The organism is Psychrosphaera sp. F3M07 (assembly GCF_018860345.1).
Lineage (GTDB): Bacteria > Pseudomonadota > Gammaproteobacteria > Enterobacterales > Alteromonadaceae > Psychrosphaera > Psychrosphaera aquimarina.
The window spans coordinates 1-4,009 of sequence record NZ_JAHKPJ010000026.1 but is presented as its reverse complement, the minus strand read 5'-3'; the positions used below and the strand labels follow the sequence as shown (position 1 = coordinate 4,009).

4 protein-coding genes and 4 tRNA genes are annotated in these 4,009 nt (G+C 36.4%); all 8 read right to left on the bottom strand.

Going from position 1 to position 4,009, the window contains the following annotated elements; genetic code table 11:
- A partial coding sequence (locus KO505_RS16170) for a GTP-binding protein (RefSeq protein WP_252731616.1) occupies positions 1-130 on the bottom strand: 130 nt, incomplete at its 3' end.
- A gap of 97 nt (positions 131-227) precedes the next feature.
- Positions 228-303, bottom strand: a tRNA-Thr gene (locus KO505_RS16165).
- 7 nt (positions 304-310) lie between these two features.
- Positions 311-384: transfer RNA gene (locus tag KO505_RS16160), tRNA-Gly, on the bottom strand.
- 85 nt (positions 385-469) lie between these two features.
- A tRNA-Tyr gene (locus KO505_RS16155) sits at positions 470-554 on the bottom strand.
- A gap of 51 nt (positions 555-605) precedes the next feature.
- Positions 606-681, bottom strand: a tRNA-Thr gene (locus tag KO505_RS16150).
- 144 nt (positions 682-825) lie between these two features.
- Positions 826-1,533 (bottom strand): type III pantothenate kinase, encoded by a 708-nt coding sequence (locus KO505_RS16145; RefSeq protein ID WP_216056507.1) that lies wholly within the window; start codon positions 1,531-1,533, stop codon positions 826-828.
- A complete protein-coding gene (gene birA, locus KO505_RS16140) occupies positions 1,534-2,517 on the bottom strand; it encodes a bifunctional biotin--[acetyl-CoA-carboxylase] ligase/biotin operon repressor BirA (protein ID WP_216056506.1) in 984 nt (327 codons plus the stop codon).
- Positions 2,510-3,538 (bottom strand): UDP-N-acetylmuramate dehydrogenase, encoded by a 1,029-nt coding sequence (murB, locus tag KO505_RS16135; protein WP_216056505.1) that lies wholly within the window; start codon positions 3,536-3,538, stop codon positions 2,510-2,512. The genes birA and murB overlap by 8 nt, the downstream gene beginning before the upstream one ends.
- Positions 3,539-4,009 lie beyond the last annotated feature (471 nt).

Below are 4,009 nucleotides of genomic sequence, written 5' to 3'. Positions count from 1 at the left end.
ATTCGCCACCGTATGTTTTACTTAACACTGCAGAAATTGCTGCTGTTAGAGTAGTTTTACCGTGGTCAACGTGACCAATTGTACCAACGTTAACGTGCGGTTTCGTACGTTCAAACTTTTCTCTTGCCATTGTAGTGACCTTTCTAAGTTGAGTTAACAAATCGCTTTAGATATAAAGCGTGATATATAAAATTGATTAATTTATGCAAGGATGGAAAAGAGAAAGATGGTGCTGATAGGCAGATTCGAACTGCCGACCTCATCCTTACCAAGGATGCGCTCTACCAACTGAGCTATATCAGCAAAAGTTTGGAGCGGACGGCGGGAATCGAACCCGCGTTATTAGCTTGGAAGGCTAGAGTAATACCATTATACGACGTCCGCTTTGTATCAACTTCTCGACCAAAGCATAGAAGGTCGCGAGCCGACCTTTTTTTATCAAGACGATTTATCTCGATAAAAGAATAGATGGTGGAGGGAGGTGGATTCGAACCACCGAAGGCAGAGCCAGCAGATTTACAGTCTGATCCCTTTGGCCACTCGGGAACCCCTCCACATTGTATCTCACTTGGCCTAGCAATTAAAATTACCTAAGTAAGAATTGATGGTGCCGGCTGCCGGAGTCGAACTGGCGACCTACTGATTACAAGTCAGTTGCTCTACCAACTGAGCTAAGCCGGCACTGCATCAAGTGGGGCGCATTCTATGGCATGGATTTTAAATTGGCAATAGTAAAAAGGTTTTTTTTTAACATTTATTGTTTGTTTGTATAGGAAGTGAGCAAATAGTAGAAGTAAACAATCATATTGTTTATTTTACATTCAACTATTCTATAAATTGTTTTAAACCAATAAAGACGAGATCTATATTAACTTCACTCGGTAAGGCTAAATATTTATTAATTAAACTAGCATCACCGCCGGTTAAAATGATTTTCGCCGCTTTTTCATCTGTATCATTTACTAACACTACAGATTTTTGGGCTCTTTCAATCATTCCCGCTAACGAATTTACACAGCCATGGAATAATGCTGAAGGTGTGTTCGTGCCAAATACTTCAGCATTTATATCTGAATCTATAAAAACACCTGGCGCTTTTTCGACAATACTCGATTGCATTAAGCTTAAACCGGGAGCTATCCATCCACCTAAATGATGATTTTCAGAGCAAACATCCAGCGTAATTGCAGTTCCAGCATCTACGATTAATAAAAATTCATCTTGATAACTCAACCTAGCACCAATTACGGCTAACCACCTATCTACCCCCAAGTTTTCCACTACCTTGTAGCCACATTTAATATTCTTAAAGCTTTGAGTAACCGTTACTTTTTTAGTGGGGATTTTGTGCTTTTTACATAAGGCTAATATCTCTACTAACGTCGATGATGTTGCAACTGCAGCATAAATAACTTCCTTCACATCTGATATGTTTTGATAAAATTCAGAGTGACTAACGCTTGTTATCTGGCCATGGTTAGATACAGTTGCTAGCTTAACGTTGGTATTTCCGGCATCAATTAAAATTATCATTTAATTTTCTTTAAGTTTTTTTCTTAAACTAACTTCACCACCGAAGACTTTTGAAACCACTTTAGTACTTATGTCTTCTAACAGTAGCGCTCCGTTAGTATCAATACCTAAACATTTACCCACTTGTTTCTTAGTGACACTTGATAACTCTACTGTTAGATTGGCAAACGCATTATTATCATTCCATTGCTCATACAAATTATCTAGCCTGTGTAATTGGTACTCTTGGTAAACCTCATCTAATTGTTGTAGAAGCTTTGCTATAAACACATTCCTATCTATTAATTCATCACTTATGTTGTTTAGATCTGTCCAAGGTTGTTCAATATAATCAGCTGAACTCTCAGGCATATTTATATTAATACCAACGCCGATGACTAAATGACAAACACCATCTGTCTGCCCTTCTGCCTCAACAAGAATACCAGCAATCTTTTTACCATCGACCAACACATCATTTGGCCACTTCAGTTGGCACTGTAACTTGGTAAATTGATTTATTGTATTAGCGACAGCCAAACCAATCGCAATGCTTAAACCTGAAGCCGCAGATAAACCACTATCCATCGTTCTGTATTGAGATAGATATACATGACTACCATACGGACTTTGCCAAGTTTTCCCTCTACGACCTCGGCCTTTCGTTTGGCACTCAGCCAGTATAGTGTGACCGTCAACCAACCCGTTTTTAGATTTAATTAAACTCATTAAATACTCATTCGTGGAGGGAATGATTGGGAATAACTCTAATTCATTAGTTAAATTCGAATGTTGTCTAATACTCTTTAAGTTGAGTAAAGTTAATCCACCTGCGAGTTGATAGCCTTTTCCTGTAATCGAATATATATCTAAACCAATATTAGATAGCGTTTTAATATGGCCTGACACCGCAGCTCTAGATATACCTAGTTGCTCACCAATAACTTCACCAGAATGAAAGTTACCATCAGCTAATATTTGAACAATTTTATGTTTGTTATCCATAAATATTCTGATTAAGTTCGCTAAATTTTACTTCACCATGTTTACCAATGAAGCGTACTTCAGGTTCCAAACTCACACCAAATTTATCGTGAACCGTTTTCATCACATAACTAGCTAACTCTATTAATTCTTTACCGTCAGCATAGCCCGTATGGTTAGTAAGTACCAACGCCTGTTTATCATGTACGGCAACATTACCTAAACTAAATCCTTTTAATCCCGCTTTTTCTATTAACCAACCTGCGGCTAATTTCTTACTGGTCGAGTTAAAATGATAGTTAGGTAAATCCTCGTACTGATAAATTAATTCATCTGCTTTTTTATTACTAACGATTGGGTTTTTAAAAAAACTCCCCGCATTACCAATGGTTTTTGGATCCGGTAATTTTAACGCTCTTACTTCACAAACTTTATCGTAAATCTCATTTGCACTTGGATTAGTTAATTTATTCAGTGGTGCATAATCAACTTGGGGTTGCCATGTTTTTGGAAATTTAAAATTAACTTTAGTAATAAAGGTATTAAATTTTAAATCATGTTTGAAAATACTATCTCTATAACCAAATTCACAAAGCTCATTGTCCAGAGTACAAATTTGTCCACTTTCAAGGTCATAATATTCAACATTATCTATAAACTTTTTAACTTCGACCCCATAAGCACCAATATTTTGTATTGGGCAAGCACCTACAGTTCCCGGTATTAAAGCTAAATTCTCTAAACCATAGATTTTATTAGATAGGCACCAAACCACAAAGTCATTCCAATTATTACCGGAACTGACAGAAACATAAAAATGATCTTTGGTTTCTTCTAACTCGATTCCAACTAGCTTATTTAATACTATCGTTCCCATATAATTCTCAACGAAGATAGTATTACTGCCTTCACCAATAACAATATATTCTCCAGAATCCGTCAATTCTTTTAAACAACTAAGATCATCAATTGAATTTATCTCAGCTACGTTGTTAGCAACACTAGATAAATGGAAAGAGTGAAGTGGTTTTGTAGAAAACAAGGGCAAAAATCTATGTTCGTTAAAGTATAAGAAGTGTATATCAGATAAAACTATAATTCACGATTTTTGCTTTAATGCTCAAGGTCATCCTTATTGTTAGTTAATAATTATAACCAAGCGTACCCGAATAACTTTTATCAAAATAAGATATACCATGAGATGAAATATCTTAGTTAGACAAAGCCAATTGGGGAATTAAAGTAACTTAACTCAATTACAATGGGTTCGTGTTTATATGAGAGGTCCTGTCGCTTTTACTCTGGCTGAAACTCGCGTCTCGAAACTCGTAACTCGCGGCTAATTTAACCTTAAATTTTAGACAATAAACAAAGCACTCAATGAGCATGGCGTCGTGTTTATAAGAGTGGAGTCTGTTGCTTTTGCTCTGCCTGAAACTCGAAACTCGAAACTCGTAACTCGCGGCTAATTTAAACTTAAATTTTAGACAATAAAAAAACCCCACACTCAATG

What these genes read in the sequence shown, in the direction of transcription:
- birA (WP_216056506.1), bottom strand. Translation starts at nt 2,517, where the DNA reads ATGGATAACAAACATAAAATTGTTCAAATATTAGCTGATGGTAACTTT.
- KO505_RS16145 (WP_216056507.1), bottom strand. Translation starts at nt 1,533, where the DNA reads ATGATAATTTTAATTGATGCCGGAAATACCAACGTTAAGCTAGCAACT.